Source organism: Pseudomonas sp. W5-01 (genome assembly GCF_046540435.1).
In the GTDB taxonomy this organism is placed as follows: Bacteria; Pseudomonadota; Gammaproteobacteria; order Pseudomonadales; family Pseudomonadaceae; genus Aquipseudomonas; species Aquipseudomonas graminis_B.
This window is the reverse complement of record NZ_JAXCIP010000009.1, coordinates 105,120-123,922: the sequence shown is the minus strand read 5'-3', so window position 1 is coordinate 123,922 and position 18,803 is coordinate 105,120. Positions and strand designations below refer to the sequence as shown.

Below are 18,803 nucleotides of genomic sequence, written 5' to 3'. Positions count from 1 at the left end.
GCACGCGGTCCTGCTGACTGAATGGCAGGGCCGCGAGCCAATCGTCTACAATGGCGCCGCTGCCCCGCAGCGGCCGTCATGATTGACGACGAATTCTTATGTGCATGGATCGGATATGACCAGAAAAATCCTGGTAACAGGCAGTTCGGGATTTTTGGGAACAGCGCTGGTTGACCACCTTGCACACCTGCCTGACACGCACATTGTTGCGGTGAGCCGACGGGCGATGCCCCATTCTTCTGCAAACGTCACGACGGCCACTGTTGCCGGGCTGACTGCCGACACCCCATGGCAAGCAGTGCTGCACGACGTCGATACGGTCGTTCATGCTGCAGCGCGGGTGCATGTCATGCACGACACCGCGGCTGACCCCCTTTCGCTGTACCGGGAGGTCAACACCCTCGGCACGCTGAACCTCGCTGAGCAGGCCGCCGCAGCCGGTGTCCGGCGCTTCATCTTTATCAGCACGATCAAGGTCAACGGCGAGTCCACTGCGCGGGGCCAATGCTTTCGTCCGGACGACGCGCCCAATCCGAGCGATCCCTACGCCATCTCCAAGCACGAAGCAGAACAGGGCCTTCTGGCGCTGGCAAAGACCTCTGCGATGGAGGTGGTGATCATCCGTCCAGTGCTGGTGTATGGGCCCGGCGTCAAGGCGAACTTCCTGCAGCTGATGCGCACCCTGCGCAAAGGTGTGCCGTTGCCGCTCGGTTCGGTGAACAATGCGCGCAGCCTGGTCTCGCTGGACAATTTGATCGACCTGATCCGCGTCTGCATCGATCATCCTGCCGCCGCGAACCAGGTCTTTCTGGTCAGCGACGGCCGGGACCTGTCGACCACCGAACTGGCCGCCCGCCTCAAATCGCACATTGGGGCATCGGGTTGGCTTATCCCCGTCCCCGAATCCCTTATCATGCTCGGCGCCTCACTGTTGGGTCGCACATCGGCGGCCGAGCGGGTGCTGGGTTCGCTGCGGGTGGACATCAGCAAAAATCGCGAACGGTTGCAGTGGCAGCCCCCGGTGTCGGTAGAGGACGGCCTGAAAAAGACCGTCGAGCATTTTCTGGTTACGGATCGAGCATGAATTATTGGTGGGTCGCGGTTGCTGTTGGGGTGTTGTCGTTTGCGCTGACGCATGTATTGCGACGATATGCATTGCACAAGAGCCTGCTCGATATTCCCAACGGTAGAAGCTCTCATACGATCCCGACGCCTCGGGGCGGCGGTGTGGCGATTGTCATCAGCTACCTGGTGGCACTGGTCTGGATGCTTTGTGCAGGGCTGATAGGGCGCGATCCGTTCCTGGCCATGTTCGGCGCGGGCGCGATGATCGCGGCGCTGGGGTTTCTCGACGATCACGGCCACATCGCGGCGCGATGGCGCTTGTTGGGGCATTTCTTCGCCGCGGCGTGGGCGTTGTTCTGGCTGGGAGGTCTTCCGCCGATCAGCGTGTTCGGCATGACCCTCGCCCCGGGCGTGATCGTCAACGTGCTGGCGGCGTTCTACCTGGTCTGGCTGCTTAATCTGTACAACTTCATGGACGGCATCGACGGCATTGCCAGCGTCGAGGCGATCTGCGTCTGCGTCGGTGCGGCGATCATCTACGCCCTCAGCGGTGTCGCCACGCTGGTGTGGCTGCCGGTCCTGCTGGCGTGCGCAGTGGCGGGCTTTCTGGCCTGGAATTTCCCCCCGGCAAAGATCTTCATGGGCGACGCCGGCAGCGGGTTTCTCGGCATCATGCTCGGTTGTCTGTCGCTGCAGGGCGCGTGGATTTCCTCGCAGTTCTTGTGGGTATGGCTTATCCTCCTCGGGGTTTTCATCGTAGACGCTACCGTAACCCTCATCCGTCGGCTCATTCGGGGCGACAAGGTCTATGAGGCGCACAGAAGTCACGCTTATCAATTCGCCTCGCGCCGTTTTGGCAAGCACCTTCCCGTGACGTCCGCAGTCGGTGTAATCAATCTGTGCTGGCTGTTGCCGGTCGCTGTAGGTGTCACCCGTTTCGGGCTGGACGGGGCACTCGGCGTGATCATTGCTTACGCTCCATTGCTCGCCCTGGCAGTCATCTTCAAGGCAGGGGCGCTTGAAAAAAGCTGAGCGTGGACATTGGCGCTGATGCTGTTGATCCGATTCCCTTGCGGGACAGGAATCAATGGCCGGTGCAAGGGTCGACTGAAAGGAGTTTGAACGCGTGCTTGAGGGGACAATGGAGAAAATTCGCACTTCGCTGCTGGCGCTGCCTCGCCGGCACAAGCGGATCATGCAGGTCGCCGCAGACGTCTGTCTGATCTGGTTCGCGTTGTGGATGGCGTTCGTCGTTCGCCTGGGCATCGACGAGCTCATCAATCCCCTGGAAATCCATACCTGGCTGTTCGCAAGCGCCCCCGTGGTGGCCATCCCGCTGTTCATTAGGTTCGGCATGTACCGCGCGGTCATGCGTTATTTCGGCAACGACGCGCTGATCGCGATCATCAAAGCCGTCAGTCTTTCGGCCCTGATTCTCGGGGTCGTGGTCTACCTCTACAGCAACCACCAGCACGTTGTGCCACGATCGGTGATGTTCAATTACTGGTGGCTGAGCCTGGTGATGATCGGTGGCCTGCGGCTGGCCATGCGTCAGTACTTCCTCGGCGACTGGTTCTCTGCCGCTCGCCATGTGCCGTTCGCGACCCGTGACGATGGCCTGCCCAAAGTGGCCATTTACGGCGCCGGCGCGGCAGGTAATCAACTGGTTGCCGCCTTGCGCATGGGCCGGTCGATGCGCCCCGTGGCGTTTATCGATGACGACGACTCGATCTCCAACCGGGTCATTTCCGGGCTGCAGGTCTACAAGCCCAAGCACATTCAGCAGATGATCGATGTGACCGGCGCCCAGGAAATCCTGCTGGCGATTCCGTCGTCAGCCCGTGCGCGCCGCCGGGAAATTCTCGGCTTCCTCGAAGGCTTCCCGCTGCATGTTCGCAGCGTGCCGAATTTCTCTGATCTGGCCGCCGGCCGGGTGAAGGTCGACGATCTGCAGGAAGTCGACATCGCCGACCTGCTCGGCCGCGACGCCGTACCTGCCCAGGAAGAACTGCTCGAACACTGCATCAAGAACCAGTGCGTGCTGGTGACCGGGGCAGGGGGCTCGATCGGCTCGGAGCTGTGCCGGCAGATCCTGCTGCTGAAGCCGACCACGCTGCTGCTGCTTGATCACAGCGAATTCAACCTGTACACAATCCTCACCGAACTGGAGCGGAGGGTGGCCCGCGAGTCGCTCAAGGTCAAGTTGCTGCCGATCCTGGGCTCGATTCGCAATCACGCCAAGTTGCTGGACGTGATGAAGACCTGGCAGGTCAACACGGTCTACCACGCGGCGGCCTACAAGCATGTGCCGATGGTCGAGCACAACATCGCCGAGGGTGTGCTCAACAACGTGGTCGGTACGCTGAATGCGGCCCAAGCCGCGCTGCAGGCCGGCGTGGCGAACTTCGTGTTGATCTCCACCGACAAGGCCGTGCGCCCGACCAATGTGATGGGCAGCACCAAGCGCCTGGCCGAGCTGACGTTGCAGGCACTGAGCCGGGAAACCGCGCCGGTGATGTTCGGCGACCGCTCCAATGTGCATCAGGTCAACAAGACCCGATTCATCATGGTGCGATTCGGCAATGTGCTGGGGTCGTCCGGCTCGGTGATCCCGCTGTTCCATCAGCAGATCAAATCCGGTGGGCCGCTGACGGTCACGCACCCGAAAATCACCCGCTACTTCATGACCATTCCGGAAGCGGCGCAGTTGGTGATCCAGGCCGGTTCCATGGGGCAGGGCGGCGACGTGTTCGTGCTCGACATGGGCGAGCCGGTGCGCATCATCGAGCTGGCCGAGAAGATGGTGCATCTGTCGGGCCTGAGCATCCGCTCGGAACACAACCCCCAGGGCGACATTGCCATCGAGTTCACCGGACTGCGGCCTGGCGAGAAGCTCTATGAGGAGCTGCTGATCGGCAACAACGTGGCAGCGACTCGCCACCCGATGATCATGAGCGCCCAGGAAGATTTCCTCACGTGGGACGTCTTCAAGCAAAGCCTTTCGCAGCTGCTCAAGGCGTTGGACGACGATGATTACACCCGCGTGCGGCAGATCCTCGGGGACACCGTCAGTGGCTATGCGCCCGAGGGCGATATCGTCGACTGGATTCATCAGCAGCGTCGTCGGGAACCCTGAGTACACGCACACCGGAAACCTTTTCTTACGCAGCCAAATGATCGCTGAAACGGGCGCCAGGCCGCTGTGCACGGAGCCTGCGAGACAGGACATATCCGGTCACCGATCCCTGCGTTGACGCACTGCCGCCATCGGCTAGGTTTGGGAAGCAGCTCAGGAATGCTGCTTCCACTTACGATGCCGATGGAGCATGACTCATGCGTACTTCTTACCTGTCCTCTCTGATCTTCGCACTGCTGGCGAGTACGTCCCTCGCCGTGACTGCCGCCCCTGCCGCCACCCCGCCGGACGCCAGCAAACCTGCCATGTCCGCGCCGGCGGGCATGCAGGACGCCAAGGTCAATCTCAACAGCGCGAGTGCGGAAACCCTTCAGAAAGAGCTGTCCGGCATTGGCGCCGCGAAGGCCAACGCCATCGTCGCTTACCGTGAAGAACACGGCGGCTTCACGGCGGTGGACGAGTTGCTCGAAGTGAAGGGCATCGGCAAAGCGCTGCTGGACAAGAACCGCGACAAGCTGTCGATCAACTAAAACCCTGTGAGCAAAGGCCGATCACTGATCGGTCTTTTTTATGCCTGCGATAAACCAGGGCTGGCCAATCATGCACTACATGAAAAATGTCGACTGACATATTATTTTTTAAATTACGGATGTAATATCTCTCCGCCGCTACGCTTACCTTCCCACGGAGAACGTTCATGACTACTCAGACTCAAGGCAAAGCTGTCATCACCGGCGCCTCGTCGGGCATTGGCTTCACTTACGCGGACCGGCTGGCACGGCGCGGATTTGATCTGGTGCTGGTGGCCCGTGACCAGGCGCGGCTGGAAGCACTGGCGACCGATCTGCGCGCCAAGCATTCGATCCACGTTGAGGTGGTGAAAGCCGACCTGACCCAGCCCGCCGACGTCAGCGTTCTCGAGCAGCGTTTGCGCTCGGACGCATCGGTCACTTTGCTGGTGAACAACGCCGGGGTTGCACTGAGTACGCCCCTTGCCGAATCGGATCTGGGGGAAGTGGACCGTCTGATTCAACTCAATATCGTGGCGCTGACCCATCTGGCATCAGCGGCAGCGGCCGGTTTCGCGGCGCGCGGCACCGGGGCGATCATCAATATCGCTTCCGTTGTGCCCATGCTGCCGGAGCGCTTCAACGCGGTGTACACGGCCAGCAAGGCCTATGTGTTGAGCCTGACCCAGTCGCTGGCCGCCGAGATGAACGAACGGGGCGTGCAGGTTCAGGCGGTGATGCCCGGTGCCACACGCACTGAAATCTGGGAGCGCGCGGGCATGGACATCAACGCCTTCCCGCCGGAAATGGTCATGGACGTCAACGAAATGGTCGACGCCGCGTTGGCCGGGTTTGATCAGCAGGAGCGGGTGACCATTCCGTCGCTGCCCGATGCCGCGCACTGGCAGGCGTTCACCCAGGCACGCCTGGCGCTGGGCCCGAATCTGTCGCTGCAGCACGCGGCGCAGCGTTACAAAACGGCTGGCGCGTAAGGGTGCCGGCCACTGCCAAAAACGAGGAGAAGGTGAACCCATGAGTGAGCGTCGCATCGTAGTGACGGGTATGGGGCTGGTAACGCCATTGGGCTCCGGCGTCGAAGCGGTATGGAAGCGGTTGCTCGAAGGCCGCTCCGGCATTGTGCAGTTGCCTGAGGGGACGGTGGCTGATTTGCCGGGAAAAGTCGGCGGCCCGGTGCCGACACTGGAGCAAGACCCTGAAGCCGGGTTCGATGCTGACGCTGCGGCGCCGCCCAAAGAGCAGAAGAAGATGGACCGCTTCATCTTGTTCGCCCTGGGCGCTGCGCAACAGGCGGTCAAGCAGGCGGGCTGGGTGCCGTCCACCGAAGAGGAGCGCGAACGCACCGCGACCATCATCGGCGCCGGCGTCGGTGGATTCGGCGCCATCGCCGAGGCCGTGCGCATTACGGACAGCCGCGGGCCGCGGCGCTTGTCGCCGTTCACCATTCCGTCGTTTCTGGTCAATCTGGCAGCCGGGCATGTGTCGATCCAGCACGGTTTCAAAGGTCCGCTGGGCGCCCCGGTGACGGCATGTGCGGCGGGTGTCCAGGCGATCGGCGATGCCGCGCGGCTGATTCGCAACGGGGAGGCGGACGTGGCCATCTGCGGTGGCGCCGAAGCCTGTATCGACCGCGTCGCCCTAGGCGGTTTTGCGGCCGCCCGTGCGCTCTCCCATGGCTTCAACGAAACGCCTGCGCGCGCTTCGCGGCCCTTCGACCGTGACCGCGACGGCTTCGTCATGGGCGAAGGCGCGGGGATCATCGTTATCGAAACCCTGGAGCACGCACTTGCCCGCGGTGCAACGCCCATCGTCGAGCTGGTCGGCTACGGCACCAGCGCGGACGCTTATCATCTGACTGCAGGGCCGGAGGATGGCAGTGGCGCGCGTCGAGCGATGCAGGCAGCGATCCGTCAGGCGGGCATCCAACCGGCCGACGTCCAGCACGTCAACGCCCACGCCACGTCCACCCCGGTGGGCGACAAGGGCGAAATGGCGGCGATCAAAACGGTGTTTGGTGACCAAAATGGCGTTGCCGTGACGTCGACCAAGTCCGCCACCGGGCACCTGCTCGGCGCAGCAGGCGGAATCGAGGCGATCTTCACGGCGTTGGCGATCCGCGATCAGATCGCGCCGATGACCCTCAATCTGGAGAACCCCGACGAAGCGGCAGCGGGCATCGACATCGTCCACGGCAAGGCGCGCCCGATGAACATCGAGTACGCACTGTCCAACGGTTTTGGCTTCGGGGGCGTGAACGCCAGCGTGCTGTTCCGTCGCTGGCATCCCTGAGGCATCAGTGAAACAAACGTAACGCTTTCCTGCCGAGAAAGGGCAGGAAAGTGAGCCTCAGCCCTCGATCAGTTGCTTGAGCTGATCGCGGGTGGTTTCCAGAATCCGCTCGGCCAGCGCCGGATCCTTTGCGCTGCGCGCCAGCACCATCGCCCCCACCAGCCCGGACATCAGCATGACGCTCTTGTCGCTGCTCTGCCCATCGGCCGGCATGCCTGCATCAAGGGTTGCGAGCATGCGGTGGATCAACTCGTCGGTGATCTCGCTCGGTTGCCCGCGCTGGCCCAGTTCGGACGCCATGGTCGGCAATGGGCAGCCCTTTTCCGGGTGATCGCGATGGGCGGTCGACAGGTACAAGTCGATGAACGTCTGGGTCGAGTTGTCTTCGGCCAGTTTCTCGGCGACTGAGGCGAGCATTTGGTCGACGGCGCAGCGCAGGGATTTCTCGACCAGGTCGTCCTTGGATTTGAAGTGGGCATAAAAACCACCGTGGGTCAGACCCAATGCTTTCATCAACGGCTGCAAACCGGTGGCGCCGATGCCGTCACGGCGAAAGCGCGCGGCGGCTTCCTGAAGGATGCGCTGGTGGGTCTGGGCTTTGTGATCTTCGGCGTAACGCATGGAGCGAGCCTCCCGAGTGTGGCTCTTGAAATGGTGGTCGACATTTTTACACGGATGACAGGCCGGTGCAGTACCCGCGTTGAAACACGAGCTGCCACCGGTCAGAGCGCCCCGTCCACCACCACCCGCTTACGACAGCGGATATCCGGCTATTTTGGCCCCATCATTTTCGCCAGCGCCTCAGGCCGGGGTGCGCCTTGTTGCTGCTGAAGGTGCCCGGCCTCGTCCTTGTAGAAAATCGACGGCGTGGCGGACAGGCCCATGTCTTCCATCAGTTTCATGTTGGCGTCGAGCTTGGCCTGGATGTCTTTGGGGATGTTCTGCATGGCCTTGAGCGTGCTGGCTTTGCCCGCCTGCTCGTGGTTCTGCAGGGCCAGTTCCGGGTTCGCGTCGGCCAGCAGGCTCGCGGCTTTGGCGGCGCTGTCCTCGCGGATCACGCCCACCATGATGTGGCGCAGTTGCACTTTGCCGGACTTCACCCAAGGCCGGGCCTGCTCCCAGAACAGGTTGCAGTACGGGCAGTTGGCGTCGCTGAACAGGTAGATGATTTTCGGCGCAGTCTTGGCGCCGTCGGCGATCCAGGTGCTGTTTTCCAAGCGGCCCCACATCGCCTCGGCCATCGGCCCATAGACCAGCTTCTGCAGGGGCGCGGTGCTCAGGTCCTCGCCCTTTTCATTGAACAGATTGCCGGCCAGCACATGCTTGCCGTCCGGGGTCAGGTACAGCGCCATGCCCTGATTCTGGTACTCGGCGGCGTAGCCCTTCAGTCCTGCCGGCGCGTCGAAGCTGCCTTTGATGGTCGCGCCCTTGGCTTCAAGCGCCTTGACCGGGGCGGGCAGTTCTTCGGCGTGGGCCAGCGCGCCTGGCAGGCTGAGCGAAACGGCGATAGCGATGAGCGCAGGGCGCAAGATGTTCATGGGGTGGTCCTCTGTTGCGAAGAAGGGGGTGACGAAGGCTGTGAAGACGTCGGTGAAGAAGCGCTCGGCGGCTGGCTGAGGCCGTTCAGGTAATGGGTGAGGCTGGCGCTGGACAGTTCGCCCAGATGCCCGTCCAGTTGACGGCCGTTCATCCCGTAAAACAGCGTGGTGGGCAGGGCGGCTGAACCGGCACGGCGACCCAGTTCGCCGCTGTCATCGAACAGCACGTTGCCCAGTTGCAGACCCTGGCTGCTGAGAAACGTCGCCACTTCACGGGGGCTTTCTCCCTGATTGACGAACAGAAATACGACGTCGGGATTGGCCTGCTGCGCGGCTTGCAGCACGGGCATTTCCCGGCGGCACGGCGGGCACCACGTCGCCCACAGGTTGATCACCAGTTTGCGGCCTGTGTAATCGCGCAGCTGCACGGACTCGCCGGCGCCGTTGCGCAGCGTCAGATCCGGCAGCGGGACATCCCGACGCAGGCTTTCAATGGCCAGACTACTCAGCCACCAGAACAGCAACCCGCTGGCGACGCCCCATCCCAGTGGCCTGCGCTGCAATGGTCGGCGCCACGCGATGACAGCGGCGCCGACCACAACCGCCAGAACTCCGGGCCAGGCACTGAAGCCGCCGTCGCGGACATCAACGATGCGCAGCAGGTCGCTTTCATACTGCGCCCAGTAGCGCGCGACGAACGCCAGACGCGCCACCAGCAGTCCGAACATAAACAGGCCGAAGACGGCGCGTTCCGGGTTTATTCGCTGCTTGCGGCCACTGATCCAGCCGACCAAAGTGGCCAGCGCCAAGGCAACAAGCAGCAGCAAATGATTAAGCGACAGGGCGAACGGCCCCACGGAAAAACTCAGCATCAGTCGCGCCCCCGGGTGGTTTGCCAGTGCTGCAAAAACCCGTCGAGGCCCACTTCTCCGGTGATACGCCGGTCGCGTCGTTCGCTGCCGTCCGGTGCGATCCACACCAGCGTCGGCGGGCCCGGCACGTTGAAACGATCAAGCAGCGCCCGGCTGGCGTCGTTGTCGGCCGTGACATCAAGGCGCAGCAGGCGCACGCCGTTCAAGGCCTGCAGGGTTTCAGCTTTGGCGAACACGGTCTTTTCCATGATTTTGCAGGACACGCACCAGTCAGCGTAATAGTCGACCAGCACCCACTGCCCAGCGGCTGCTGCAGCGGCGAGTTCGCGGTCCAGGGCCTGCGGTTCCTTGATCGTGGTGAACGCGTCATGGGCCGCGCTTGGGGTGGATGATTTCGACCCGCTGTAGACCTTGAGCGGTTGCCAGGGGTCGTCGCCGCCCGCCGCCGCGCCGATTACCATCATCATGCCCCACAGGCCCACGAGCAGACCGGCGGGTGCGCAGAGGTGTGAGGCGCGTTGCAACGGCCGGGTCTGCACGATGGCGCTGTAGGCAAAGATGATCAGCAATGCACCGAACAACCCCAACCACAGTACCTCGGCGAGCAACGGCCGAATCATGATCAGCGCGGTGCCCAGCAACAGGAAGCCGAAGAGGCCTTTGACTACATTCATCCAGGCGCCCGGTTTTGGCAGAAAGCGCGTGCCGAGCGTGACCAGCAGCAACAGTGGCAGGCCCATGCCCACGCCCATGACGAACAACACCAGCGCGCCGTGCAGCGCATTGCCGCTCTGGGCGATATACAGCAGCGCGCCGGCCAGTGGGGCGGTCATGCACGGGCCGATCATCAGCCCCGACAGCGCGCCGAGCGCAGAGGCGCCCAACAGACTGCCGCCGTGGCGCTGACGCCCGGCCTTGTCCAGACGGTCGCGCAGGAAGCCCGGCAACTGCAGCTCGAAGAAGCCGAACATCGGCAGCGCCAGCACCACAAACAGCACCGCGAAACTGCCCAGCAGCCACGGCTGTTGCAGGGTCGATTGCAGGTTGCTGCCCAGCAGCGCGGCGACCACGCCCAGCCCGGCGTAGATCATCGCCATGCTCAGCACGTAAACGCTGGCCAGCGCTAAGCCCCGGGCGGGTCTTGCGCCGCTGCCGACCACCACGCCGGCCAGGATCGGCAGCATCGGCAGTGAACACGGCGTGAACGCCAGCAGCAGACCCAACCCGAAAAACGCCAGCAGGCTCAGGGCCAGTGAACGCTGCGCCAGGCCACTCGCCAGTGCCTCGTCCTCTGCCTGATTGCCGACGTTGTTGCCTTTTTCAGTGCTGGCCGGTTGCGCGTTGCCGCTGCCCACATCAACGAGCTGGCTTTGCGGTGGATAGCACAACCCGGCATCGGCGCAGCCCTGCCAGCTCACTTTGATCTGACCGTTGGCCGAGGCCGGGATTGTCAGTTCAAGGGCCTGCCGATAGACCTGCTGCTGGCCGAAATACTCGTCGTGATGGTCCTCGCCGGTCGGCAGGCCGGGCTGCTGTTCCTGGCTCAGTCCGTCGAACTTGAGCCGTTGCTGATACAGGTAATAACCGTCCGCAATCTGCCAGTACAGGCGGGTTTGCCCGGACGCCAGTCGCTCCGAGGTAAAAATGAAGGCGTCCTTCGCCGATAGAAAATCAGGCTTCTCGCTGAAGAGTGAAGGACCGGATTTCGCCGGGAAGGGATCCCCGCCCGGCACTGCCTGCGCCAGTAACGGGATCAGCATCAGAATCATCAACCACAACCTACGCATGCTCACCTTCCAATCCTTATGAATGGGGCGCAGCCTGCGCAGTGGCGATTAACAGTCGATTAACGCTGTGCGGCGCGTCGTGTCTGCGGCGGCTCGTGCATAATCCGCCGTTAATCCCTCTGCGCTTCAATCGCCTTTTTTTCGGGGCCGACCATGCACGTACTGCTTTGTGAAGACGACGACCTGATTGCCAGCGGCATCGTCGCAGGCCTCGATGCCCAGGGCCTGACAGTGGACCGCGTGGCCACGGCCTCATCGGCGCGGGCGATGCTGTCGGCCGCACATTTCGACGTGATGATCCTCGACCTCGGCCTGCCCGATGAAGATGGCCTGAAGCTGTTGCGCCAGATTCGCCAGCAGGGCGTGGAAATCCCGGTGCTGATTCTTACCGCTCGCGATACCGTCACCGACCGTGTCGACGGCTTGCAGGCCGGCGCGGACGATTACCTGCTCAAGCCCTTCGACCTGCGTGAACTCAGCGCGCGCCTGCACACCCTGGTGCGACGCATGGCCGGGCGCAGCGTCAATGTGATCGAACATGGCGTGCTCAGCTATGACCCGAGCAGCCGGGAAACCCGCCTTGCCGGTCAGCCGGTCGATCTGTCCCGCCGGGAACAGGCCCTGCTGCAAGCGTTGCTCAACAACAGCGGTCGCGTGCTTTCGGGCGAACAGTTGAAGGACTGCGTGTACGGCTTCGGCGACGAGGTCGAGAGCAACGCCCTCAATGTTCATATCCATCACCTGCGGCGCAAGCTGGGCGGCCGCATTATCGAAACCGTCCGCGGGCTCGGTTATCGCCTCGGCCCGGCCGGCCATGATTCGGAGCCCACGCCATGATGAGCCTGCGCACGCGGCTAAGTCTGATTCTGGGCTCGGCGTTCATTCTGATCTGGGTGCTGGCGGCGGCGTGGATGCTGCGCGACTTGCGCACGCAGATGATGCAGTCCCTCGATCAACGCCTTGAGGCCTCGGCGCGCATGGTCGCCGGGCTGCTCGAGCAGATGCAGATGCCCACCGGCAGCGACACCCGCTCGCTGCGGGCCGACGATCTGGCGTTGCCCAACGGCATGGCGTGTCAGTTGAGCTCCCTGCGCGGGCAGGTGCTGGCGCGCACCGACAGCTCGCCGAGCGAACCGCTGAAGGCCGACGCCAGCGGCTTCCATGACCAGATGATCAACGGCGACCATTGGCGCGTGTACACGATGATGCATGGCAATGTACGGGTGAGCACCGCCGACCGGCAGATCGAGCGCGACGTGCTGGGGCACTCGGTGCTGCTGGCGGCGTCTGTGCCGGTGCTCGTCGCGCTGTTCGGCAGCCTGGCGCTGGTCTGGTTCGGCATCGGCCGGGGGCTGGCGCCGCTCAACCGCATGCGCGATGCCTTGAATCGGCACAGCGCCGACTCGGTCGAGCCGCTGGACGTGCCCAACCTGCCCAGCGAGTTGCAGCCGCTGCTGGTCAGCCAGAACCAGCTGTTTCAGCGCATTGCCCAGACCCTTGAGCGCGAGCGTCGGCTGACCGGCGACGCCGCCCATGAACTGCGCAGCCCGCTTACTGCCATCAAAACCCATCTGCAAGTGGCGCGCATGACCGAGGGCGAAAAACGCGATAAAGCGCTGGCCCATGCGGAGGAGGGCGCCGATCGCATGCACCGCACCCTCGAACAGCTGCTGCTGTTGGCGCGGGTCGAGGGCAGCCTGTCGTTTGATGACGGTGTGCAGTGCGACGCCGAACAGGTCGCTCGGCTGGCCATTCACGACGCCAGTCACGGCGACGAGCAGCGCATCGACCTGATACTGCCGTCGCAGTTGTCCAGCGCCGCCGTACAGATGCCGGCGGCGCTGGCGGTGGCCGCGCTGCGCAATCTGCTGGACAACGCGCTGCGCCACAGCCAGGCCGCGGCGCAGGTGGAACTGAGTGTTGAAACCTTCGACGGGCAGGCGCATTTCCGCGTTCGCGACCATGGCCCGGGGATTCCCGAACCGGACCTGGACAAGCTCACCCAGCGCTTCTGGCGCAACGGCAAAAGCCCCGGCGCTGGCCTGGGCCTGGCGATTGTCCAGGCCATCGTTCAACGCTGTGCGTGTTCGCTGCGCTTTGACAGCCGTCAGGACGGTTTGCGGGTGGAGCTGAGCATGCCGTTGCGGCGCGACGTCGCAGGCGAGTGATGTGTGGGAAGGGTCTGAAATGTGAGTCGGCCTGGCGTTGGACGTCAGGCCGGCTGTTTACTGAATGTGCGTTACTCGGGCATGGCTGAGGAATGGTGGGATGTAATCAGCCACTGGTTATCCACGTGTGCATAAGTGAAGGTGTAACGCGCTTTGACGCTTGAGTGGTCGTTAAAACGAAAGGTGTAAAGGCCTGTGTCGATTGCGGTATTGCAACTTGTCATCACAGTGCTGCTGTCGACAGTGCCCACCGGTTTGTTTTTAAGGAAGTGATTGAAGTAATCAAATTTGCCCGCAAGGTCTGTTCTGGGCTGGTTGGAGAGGGTGGGCAGCAGCACGGCATCGGCGGTGTAGTTCGCCGCCACCTTGCTCGAATCGCCGGTTTTCAGGGCGTTATTCCAGCGGTCGAACAGCATTGCGGCCTGCTGCTTGTCAAGTGTTGCGCATTGATCGGAGGTAGTGTTTGCACTGGCGAACGAGCTGGCAGTGAGTAATGTGATAACAGCGAAAGTCTTGAACATGAGTTGCCTTCCATGGGCGGTTGAATGTAGATCGAGAGCCTAGTGCAGGAGGACGTAAACGTGTACTGCCGTGGATTTACAATTCGTTTCGCGAACTAATTTGTGTATATCCGGCGTGGGAAGTTTCCGCTTTTATAAGTAAGAAGAGTTACTGATTTGCGCCGGAAGTTAAGCCGGTTTGAAACTTTCATCCTCCGGTTCCGCACGCTTTTGGTCCGACAAGCCTTTGATTCTGCTCTCCAATCCCGGACAATCGCGCCCCTTTCCCTGTAGAGAACCGGTCAGGGGCGCCGACTGCCACGTTTTTCGACGCGCTTTTGACCATGTAGCTATCACCGGCAACGGAGAATCGACCGGATGAATGATCAGGCCAACAGCGTCGAACACACCGTCGACGCCGCCCCCGCGAGCGTAACGACCTGGAACCGCAACGACACCACCTGGATGCTCGGGCTGTTCGGCACCGCCATCGGCGCAGGCACGTTGTTTCTGCCGATCAACGCAGGTATCGGCGGGTTCTGGCCGCTGGTAATTCTGGCCGTGCTGGCCTTTCCGATGACTTTCTACGCGCACCGCGGGCTGACCCGTTTCGTGCTGTCGGGGCGCGATGGCGCGGACATCACCCAAGTGGTCGAGCAGCATTTCGGCAGGAAAGCCGGTGCCTTGATCACGCTGCTGTATTTCTTCGCCGTGTTTCCGATCCTGCTGATCTACAGCGTGGCGCTGACCAACACCGTGGGCAGTTTCATGGAGCACCAACTCCATGTGCAGCCGCCGCCCCGGGCGCTGCTGGCGTTTGTGCTGATCCTTGGCTTGCTGGCGGTGGTGCGTTGCGGTGAGCAGATCATCGTCAAGGCCATGAGCCTGATGGTGTACCCGTTTATCGTGGCTTTGCTGTTCCTCGCGGTGTTTCTGATTCCCCACTGGAACGGCGGCATTCTCACCACGGCCAGCAGCTTTCCGGCACCCTCGTCGTTGCTGCACACCCTGTGGCTGGCGATTCCGGTGATGGTCTTCTCGTTCAACCATTCGCCCATCATTTCCGCATTTGCCGTCGACCAGAAGCGTCAATACGGCGAGCAGGCCGAACCGCGCAGCTCGCAAATCCTGGCCCGCGCCCACCTGCTGATGGTGGTCATGGTGCTGTTCTTCGTCTTCAGCTGCGTGCTGACCCTGGCCCCCGAGCAACTGGCGGAAGCCAAGGCGCAAAACCTGTCGATCCTGTCTTATCTGGCCAACCACTTCAGCAACCCGACCATCGCGTTTGCCGCGCCGCTGATTGCTTTCGTCGCGATCACCAAGTCGTTTCTGGGCCACTACATCGGCGCGAGTGAAGGCCTCAAAGGTCTGGTAATGAAGACCGGCCGCCGTCCTTCGCCACGTCTGCTCGATCGCCTGACCGCAGGCTTCATGCTGGTGGTCTGCTGGCTGGTGGCGACGCTCAACCCAAGCATTCTGGGGATGATCGAAACCCTCGGCGGCCCGGTCATTGCCGCACTGCTGTTCCTCATGCCGATGTACGCCGTGCGCAAAGTGCCGGCCATGCGCCGGTATGCGGGCAAACTGTCGAACGTATTTGTGGTGGTGATCGGGTTGATCTCGATTTCGGCATTGGTTTATTCGTTGTTGCAGTGATCAACAATTGCAATCAAGGAGGCGGCGAATATGACCCACAGCAACCACCGCGATTTGAGCCTTCGGCCTGCCACGCAATCGGATGTCCTGACCATCGCGGTGTTGGGCCTGCAAGTGTTCATGGACACCTATGCAACCGAGGGCGTTCGCGACGCCATCGCTCGCGAGGCGCTTGCATCTTTTGCGCCCGAAACCATCGCCGCGCTTCTCGCGCGGCCGGACACCGTGTTCCTGTTGGCGGAATCCAATCAGCACTTGGTCGGCTTTGCTCAGGTCTCACTGCAAACCGATCACTCCCTGGTCGGCGATCAGCACGCCGCCGAGCTGAAGCGCCTTTACGTGCAGGAGCCCTTTGCCGGGCGTGGCGTGGGTTGGCAGTTGCTCCGCCGAGCCGAAATTGAAGCATCGACCCGAGGCGCTTCCAAGCTATGGGCAACCGTGTGGGTGGGTAATTCCCGTGCCTTGCTCTTCTACCCTCGTCAGAGCTATGAAAACCTCGGGTCGACGGTGCATCACCTGCAAGCTGAAACCCATCGAAATATTCTGTTCTGCAAATCGCTCGGGCCCGTGGAACGCGGCACAGCCGAGGTTTGACACGGCGCTCGAGTGCACCGCATGATCCTGCTCGTTTCTGATCGATTCAGCCCTTTACCGAGGCCTCATGTCTGCCAACCCTGAAGCATTTCCCGGCGAGCGCCAGCGTTTGATCTCCGAGCGTCTGGCCGTGCACGGTCGGGTGATCGCCGCGGACCTGGCGGCCGAATTCAATGTGTCCGAGCATTCCATTCGTCGTGATCTGGGCGCGCTGGCGGCTGCCGGATTGTGCAAACGCGTGTACGGAGGGGCGATTTCGTTGGCGTCGGACGGGCCGCTGGCCATGCGTGTCGAGCATGAGCCCGGGCGCAAGCGTCAGTTGGGTATCGCGGCGGCGGGATTGATCAGCGCCGGGCAGCACGTGTTTATCGACGGCGGCTCGACCAATCTGGCCATCGCCAAAGCCCTTGATCCTCACATGCCGTTGACCGTCACCACGAACGCGCCGCTGATCGCCGTCGAGCTGATGAAGCTGCCGTCGGTGGAGGTGATTTTGCTGGGCGGGCGCTTGAGTCCCGTCGCCGGTAGCACCTACGGCTTCACCACCATTCAGCAACTGGCCCACTTCAATTTCGATCTGTGCTTTCTCGGCGCCTGTGCGCTGGACGCGCTGAAAGGCGTGACCGCGTTCGACATGGACGTCGCCGAGTTCAAGCGCGCCGTGGTGGCGCGCAGCGGTCAGGTGGCGGTGGCGGTGATTAACGAGAAGCTCTCCAGCATTGCGCATTACCAGGTCGCGCAGTGTGAGGAGGTGGGCGCGCTGGTGGTTGAATACGACGCGCCGGCCGACCGTCTGGAGCTGTTTCGCGGCAAGGTCGCGCAGATGGTTACGGCGCGGGCAGCGCACTGAGCAGCTTCGTCTCCTGCCAGGCCACAGTGCGATTGCGACCTTGGTGTTTGGCGGCGTACAGCGCCGCATCCGCCCGTTTGACGAAGTCTTCCAGGGTCTCGCATTCCTGCGCTTTACAGCCATACACCCCCAGACTGATGCTAACGATGCCGATCGGGTTGCCGTGGTGTTCCAGGGCTCGAGTGAGCACGGCCAGCCGGATTTTCTCCGCCAGGCTCACCGCGCCCTGCATATCGCTGTAGGGCAGGAAAACGGCCATTTCTTCCCCGCCGTAACGCACCGCCAGGTCGCCGGTGCGATTGATGTTGCTGCGAATGCACTCGGCCACGGCAACGATGCATTTGTCGCCCGCGACGTGTCCGTAGTTGTCGTTGTAGCTCTTGAAAAAATCGATGTCGATCATGATCAGGCTCAGCGGATGCAAGTTCGGCTGCCCGTTGAGAAACTCCAGACCGAGAATCTCCTGAAAATGCCGACGATTGGCCAGGCCGGTCAGGCTGTCCTGCAGCGCGAGCTTTTCCAGCGAGTGGCTGGCAATGCGCAGCTGTGATTCGGCGTTGAGGCCGAAACGGATCTGCTGGAACAGCAACACGCCAAACAGCAGGTTGGCGACCACCACGCAGATGATGATCGCCAGCGAGCGCCAGGCGTATTGCCGCCACTCGTCGAGCACTTCGCGCTGGGACAGACCGGCGAGCACCACCATCGGGTAGCGGTCCAGTTTCTTGTAGCCGTACAGGCGCTGTTCGTGGTCGAGCATCGAGACGACGTTCGCCGTGCCTTCGTAGTGTTCGCGGACGTAAAGGCGGAACAATTCGCCGTCGCCAATGGAGGTACCGCGCACGTTTTGAATGAGCGGACGTCGTGCCAACACGGTCCCGTCGGCCATGGTCAGTGTGATGACGCCATGCTTGCCGATGTCGAAGCGCTCGAAGAACCGTTCGAAGTAATTCAGTTCGACGGTGGCCAGCACCACACCGGCGAAGTTGCCCATTTCATCGTCCACCCGTCGCGACACCGGGATGATCCAGTCACCCGTGGTGCGGCTCTGAATGGCGGGACCGACGTGGGGCAGGCTGCTGGCGATGGATTGATGGAACCGAAAATACTCACGGTCGGCATTGTTGGCGCTGGCCGGCATGTGGTTGAGGGAGGTGGCCGCCCAGTTGCCGTCCTTGTCGTAGATGAACAGGCCCTGGAGCTGTTCGACGCTGGCGGCAGTGGCGCGCAGATAATCGTGCATCCGCGAACCGCTGGCGGCGCCGAAACCGTCGAATGAAAGCCGCTCGACCACCGCGGACACTGCGATGTGCGCCTGATCGAAGGCGTCATCGGCGTGCTGCGCCATCGAGCGCGAAAGGTTGGCGACGTTGGTGTTGGCGATCTCCAGCTCGTGAATGCGCGTCTGTCGCAATTGCCAGACGGTGATGCTCGTGATGGAGATGCACACCAACAAGGTAAACAGCCCCGCCAGCCACAATACGGGCATGCGTTTGAGTCGTCGGTTTCTGACGCCGAACTCCGATCCTTCTACCTGTCTCAAACCCCACCCTCGCTGACTGTCACGATTTCAGACCCGCCACTGTGACGAACAATCCACTCGTTCGGACACGCAGCATCGCAACAGCGACCCGTCTGAATCACAGCGTAGGACAAGTGCGGGATTTTGAAGGGAAATTTGTGGCGTATAAATCATCTGCGGGAGATGTGCTGCGGTGTGGGCGTGACGTGGTTATAGAGCCGTGTGCGAGTTTGGCTGATGTTGACACCGGCGTTGCGTTCGGCGGGCTACTGCAGCATTCCTGGGACCGGGTGCGAGGT

17 protein-coding genes are annotated in these 18,803 nt (G+C 62.2%); 11 read left to right on the top strand and 6 right to left on the bottom strand.

Annotated elements, in window-relative coordinates:
• The first annotated feature begins 115 nt into the window (after positions 1–115).
• The 6 genes from SLW75_RS23960 (at position 116) to fabF (ending at position 7,017) form a co-directional block, all read left to right on the top strand.
• Positions 116–1,084: a UDP-glucose 4-epimerase family protein gene (locus SLW75_RS23960; protein WP_410935676.1), complete on the top strand. Its 969-nt coding sequence runs from the start codon at positions 116–118 to the stop codon at positions 1,082–1,084.
• Positions 1,081–2,097 (top strand): MraY family glycosyltransferase, encoded by a 1,017-nt coding sequence (locus tag SLW75_RS23955; RefSeq protein ID WP_410935629.1) that lies wholly within the window; start codon positions 1,081–1,083, stop codon positions 2,095–2,097. The genes SLW75_RS23960 and SLW75_RS23955 overlap by 4 nt, the downstream gene beginning before the upstream one ends.
• 109 nt (positions 2,098–2,206) lie before the next feature.
• Positions 2,207–4,201: a polysaccharide biosynthesis protein gene (locus SLW75_RS23950; protein WP_065992994.1), complete on the top strand. Its 1,995-nt coding sequence runs from the start codon at positions 2,207–2,209 to the stop codon at positions 4,199–4,201.
• 197 nt (positions 4,202–4,398) lie between these two features.
• Entirely contained in the window at positions 4,399–4,731 is a 333-nt protein-coding gene (locus tag SLW75_RS23945; RefSeq protein WP_296313596.1) for a ComEA family DNA-binding protein, read from the top strand.
• Positions 4,732–4,898: 167 nt separating this feature from the next.
• On the top strand, positions 4,899–5,702 hold the full coding sequence (locus SLW75_RS23940; RefSeq protein ID WP_410935628.1) for an SDR family NAD(P)-dependent oxidoreductase: 804 nt from the start codon (positions 4,899–4,901) through the stop codon (positions 5,700–5,702).
• 40 nt (positions 5,703–5,742) lie between these two features.
• A complete protein-coding gene (fabF, locus tag SLW75_RS23935) occupies positions 5,743–7,017 on the top strand; it encodes a beta-ketoacyl-ACP synthase II (protein ID WP_410935627.1) in 1,275 nt (424 codons plus the stop codon).
• A 57-nt stretch (positions 7,018–7,074) separates the two neighbouring features.
• Here fabF and SLW75_RS23930 read toward each other — a convergent pair whose 3' ends face one another.
• The 4 genes from SLW75_RS23930 to dsbD form a co-directional block, all read right to left on the bottom strand.
• Positions 7,075–7,638: a TetR/AcrR family transcriptional regulator gene (locus SLW75_RS23930; RefSeq protein WP_369318650.1), complete on the bottom strand. Its 564-nt coding sequence runs from the start codon at positions 7,636–7,638 to the stop codon at positions 7,075–7,077.
• A 149-nt stretch (positions 7,639–7,787) separates the two neighbouring features.
• The gene (gene dsbG, locus SLW75_RS23925) at positions 7,788–8,555 is read right to left on the bottom strand and encodes a thiol:disulfide interchange protein DsbG (RefSeq protein WP_410935626.1); all 768 of its coding nucleotides are present in this window, start codon (positions 8,553–8,555) and stop codon (positions 7,788–7,790) included.
• On the bottom strand, positions 8,552–9,427 hold the full coding sequence (locus tag SLW75_RS23920; RefSeq protein WP_410935625.1) for a prolipoprotein diacylglyceryl transferase family protein: 876 nt from the start codon (positions 9,425–9,427) through the stop codon (positions 8,552–8,554). The genes dsbG and SLW75_RS23920 overlap by 4 nt, the downstream gene beginning before the upstream one ends.
• On the bottom strand, positions 9,427–11,214 hold the full coding sequence (gene dsbD, locus SLW75_RS23915) for a protein-disulfide reductase DsbD (protein WP_410935624.1): 1,788 nt from the start codon (positions 11,212–11,214) through the stop codon (positions 9,427–9,429). Before dsbD ends, SLW75_RS23920 begins: the two co-directional genes overlap by 1 nt.
• 153 nt (positions 11,215–11,367) lie before the next feature.
• Here dsbD and SLW75_RS23910 point away from each other — a divergent pair, with 153 nt between their 5' ends.
• Complete coding sequence (locus tag SLW75_RS23910) at positions 11,368–12,051, top strand: response regulator (RefSeq protein ID WP_065993005.1); 684 nt, start codon at positions 11,368–11,370, stop codon at positions 12,049–12,051.
• The gene (locus tag SLW75_RS23905; protein WP_410935623.1) at positions 12,048–13,382 is read left to right on the top strand and encodes an ATP-binding protein; all 1,335 of its coding nucleotides are present in this window, start codon (positions 12,048–12,050) and stop codon (positions 13,380–13,382) included. The genes SLW75_RS23910 and SLW75_RS23905 overlap by 4 nt, the downstream gene beginning before the upstream one ends.
• A gap of 71 nt (positions 13,383–13,453) precedes the next feature.
• On the opposite strand, the gene SLW75_RS23900 is transcribed toward SLW75_RS23905, so the two are convergent.
• A complete protein-coding gene (locus SLW75_RS23900) occupies positions 13,454–13,903 on the bottom strand; it encodes an SgcJ/EcaC family oxidoreductase (protein ID WP_410935622.1) in 450 nt (149 codons plus the stop codon).
• A 357-nt stretch (positions 13,904–14,260) separates the two neighbouring features.
• Between SLW75_RS23900 and SLW75_RS23895 the strand changes: the two genes are divergently transcribed.
• The 3 genes from SLW75_RS23895 (at position 14,261) to SLW75_RS23885 (ending at position 16,982) form a co-directional block, all read left to right on the top strand.
• Positions 14,261–15,538: a serine/threonine transporter gene (locus SLW75_RS23895; protein WP_410935621.1), complete on the top strand. Its 1,278-nt coding sequence runs from the start codon at positions 14,261–14,263 to the stop codon at positions 15,536–15,538.
• Positions 15,539–15,568: 30 nt separating this feature from the next.
• Positions 15,569–16,132 (top strand): GNAT family N-acetyltransferase, encoded by a 564-nt coding sequence (locus SLW75_RS23890; RefSeq protein ID WP_410935620.1) that lies wholly within the window; start codon positions 15,569–15,571, stop codon positions 16,130–16,132.
• A gap of 67 nt (positions 16,133–16,199) precedes the next feature.
• Positions 16,200–16,982: a DeoR/GlpR family DNA-binding transcription regulator gene (locus SLW75_RS23885; RefSeq protein ID WP_192133764.1), complete on the top strand. Its 783-nt coding sequence runs from the start codon at positions 16,200–16,202 to the stop codon at positions 16,980–16,982.
• Here the strand turns inward: SLW75_RS23885 and SLW75_RS23880 are convergent.
• Positions 16,960–18,471, bottom strand: coding sequence for a diguanylate cyclase (locus SLW75_RS23880; protein WP_065993016.1), 1,512 nt, complete (start codon positions 18,469–18,471; stop codon positions 16,960–16,962). The genes SLW75_RS23885 and SLW75_RS23880 overlap by 23 nt on opposite strands.
• Positions 18,472–18,803: the final 332 nt, after the last annotated feature.

Excerpts from the sequence above, each read along its gene's own strand:
- SLW75_RS23960 (WP_410935676.1), top strand. The coding sequence starts at position 116 with ATGACCAGAAAAATCCTGGTAACAGGCAGTTCGGGATTTTTGGGAACA.
- SLW75_RS23955 (WP_410935629.1), top strand. The coding sequence starts at position 1,081 with ATGAATTATTGGTGGGTCGCGGTTGCTGTTGGGGTGTTGTCGTTTGCG.
- SLW75_RS23950 (WP_065992994.1), top strand. The coding sequence starts at position 2,207 with ATGGAGAAAATTCGCACTTCGCTGCTGGCGCTGCCTCGCCGGCACAAG.
- SLW75_RS23945 (WP_296313596.1), top strand. The coding sequence starts at position 4,399 with ATGCGTACTTCTTACCTGTCCTCTCTGATCTTCGCACTGCTGGCGAGT.
- SLW75_RS23940 (WP_410935628.1), top strand. The coding sequence starts at position 4,899 with ATGACTACTCAGACTCAAGGCAAAGCTGTCATCACCGGCGCCTCGTCG.
- fabF (WP_410935627.1), top strand. The coding sequence starts at position 5,743 with ATGAGTGAGCGTCGCATCGTAGTGACGGGTATGGGGCTGGTAACGCCA.
- SLW75_RS23930 (WP_369318650.1), bottom strand. The coding sequence starts at position 7,638 with ATGCGTTACGCCGAAGATCACAAAGCCCAGACCCACCAGCGCATCCTT.
- dsbG (WP_410935626.1), bottom strand. The coding sequence starts at position 8,555 with ATGAACATCTTGCGCCCTGCGCTCATCGCTATCGCCGTTTCGCTCAGC.
- SLW75_RS23920 (WP_410935625.1), bottom strand. The coding sequence starts at position 9,427 with ATGCTGAGTTTTTCCGTGGGGCCGTTCGCCCTGTCGCTTAATCATTTG.
- dsbD (WP_410935624.1), bottom strand. The coding sequence starts at position 11,214 with ATGCGTAGGTTGTGGTTGATGATTCTGATGCTGATCCCGTTACTGGCG.
- SLW75_RS23910 (WP_065993005.1), top strand. The coding sequence starts at position 11,368 with ATGCACGTACTGCTTTGTGAAGACGACGACCTGATTGCCAGCGGCATC.
- SLW75_RS23905 (WP_410935623.1), top strand. The coding sequence starts at position 12,048 with ATGATGAGCCTGCGCACGCGGCTAAGTCTGATTCTGGGCTCGGCGTTC.
- SLW75_RS23900 (WP_410935622.1), bottom strand. The coding sequence starts at position 13,903 with ATGTTCAAGACTTTCGCTGTTATCACATTACTCACTGCCAGCTCGTTC.
- SLW75_RS23895 (WP_410935621.1), top strand. The coding sequence starts at position 14,261 with ATGAATGATCAGGCCAACAGCGTCGAACACACCGTCGACGCCGCCCCC.
- SLW75_RS23890 (WP_410935620.1), top strand. The coding sequence starts at position 15,569 with ATGACCCACAGCAACCACCGCGATTTGAGCCTTCGGCCTGCCACGCAA.
- SLW75_RS23885 (WP_192133764.1), top strand. The coding sequence starts at position 16,200 with ATGTCTGCCAACCCTGAAGCATTTCCCGGCGAGCGCCAGCGTTTGATC.
- SLW75_RS23880 (WP_065993016.1), bottom strand. The coding sequence starts at position 18,471 with ATGCCCGTATTGTGGCTGGCGGGGCTGTTTACCTTGTTGGTGTGCATC.